Origin of the sequence: Arthrobacter sp. SIMBA_036, assembly GCF_046535135.1 — a bacterium.
In the GTDB taxonomy this organism is placed as follows: domain Bacteria; phylum Actinomycetota; class Actinomycetes; order Actinomycetales; family Micrococcaceae; genus Arthrobacter.
Genome location: NZ_JAWRXG010000216.1, coordinates 1 through 267, shown reverse-complemented (window position 1 = coordinate 267; position 267 = coordinate 1). Strand labels below are relative to the sequence as shown.

Annotated in this window: 1 protein-coding gene; it reads right to left on the bottom strand. The window is 34.8% G+C overall.

What is annotated here, in order from left to right; translation table 11 throughout:
• A partial coding sequence (locus SB659_RS19665; protein WP_410551626.1) for a condensation domain-containing protein occupies positions 1-202 on the bottom strand: 202 nt, incomplete at its 3' end.
• Positions 203-267: the final 65 nt, after the last annotated feature.

Here is a 267-nt window from a genome sequence, read left to right as displayed (position 1 = left end):
GTGCTTTATTCTCAGGCTGCTTCTTGAGCCACTTCATATACTCTCCGTAAGACGCCGGCTTTTTCAAGTTAATTTCTTGCTGATTTCTTAACGTAGAATATATAGCAAAAAGATCGTTTATAATAATGCTGCTGCACCAGCCATCCATTAGTATGTGATGGGAACTCCAAATCACTTTATGTTCTTGCTTACTCATCTTTATTACTGATAATCCTATTAAGAAATTTTCACTTAAATTAAACCCTTTTGTTCGATCTTTGAATTGGA